Below are 626 nucleotides of genomic sequence, written 5' to 3'. Positions count from 1 at the left end.
GACACGTTGCCCTGAGTCATGCGGGCAAACTTGCGGCTGTTGACGTTGATTAAAAAGGTCGCGGGCAACTTGGCTTTGCGCGGGTTTTCAAAAAAAGTTTCGGCGGTGTCTTTGGTCACCGGGATCGGGACCTCAAAGCCTTTCATGCCTTGGCCATCGAAGGAGAAGGCATAGGTGTAAAGTCCCGTCTGTTGTTCAAATTGTTTGAGGGTCGGGGCGAACAGGTGGCAGTGGCCGCAACCGGAGTTAAAAAAGAAGACGATGGCGTATTCGTCCAGCTTGAAATTTGGGTGACTATCGGTGCTAGCAGTGACGGGTTGCACCCAACATAAAGCGAGTGACAGGGTAACGATGAGTAGACGGTGCATGGGCTATTTCCTTAAAAGTCAGGGGCAAAGTCAGTGGCGACGTTCAAAAAGCGCCCCAATAAGTCTTCCTGGGCAATGAACCCATAGGCGAGGGGTTTCATTTCTTGGGTGTTGGGGTTGACCAGGACCAAGGCAGGACTAAATGGCACTTGGATATGATTGCCGTTATCCCGGTTTTGGTGAATGCTGGCCAGTTGTTTGCCGTCAAGGCTAATGCCCAGTACTTCGATACCGTGGGTATCAGCAAATTGCTGTACC

2 protein-coding genes are annotated in these 626 nt (G+C 51.4%); both read right to left on the bottom strand.

Annotation, left to right across the window (positions count from 1 at the left end):
* On the bottom strand, positions 1–368 hold a 368-nt coding region (gene trbB / locus C9J12_RS30340), incomplete at its 3' end, for a type-F conjugative transfer system pilin assembly thiol-disulfide isomerase TrbB (protein ID WP_107247139.1).
* 11 nt (positions 369–379) lie between these two features.
* On the bottom strand, positions 380–626 hold a 247-nt coding region (traF, locus tag C9J12_RS30335), incomplete at its 5' end, for a conjugal transfer protein TraF (RefSeq protein ID WP_170111931.1).

The organism is Photobacterium frigidiphilum, from assembly GCF_003025615.1.
GTDB classification, from domain to species: Bacteria; Pseudomonadota; Gammaproteobacteria; order Enterobacterales; family Vibrionaceae; genus Photobacterium; species Photobacterium frigidiphilum.
This window is presented reverse-complemented; position numbering and strand designations above follow the sequence as displayed.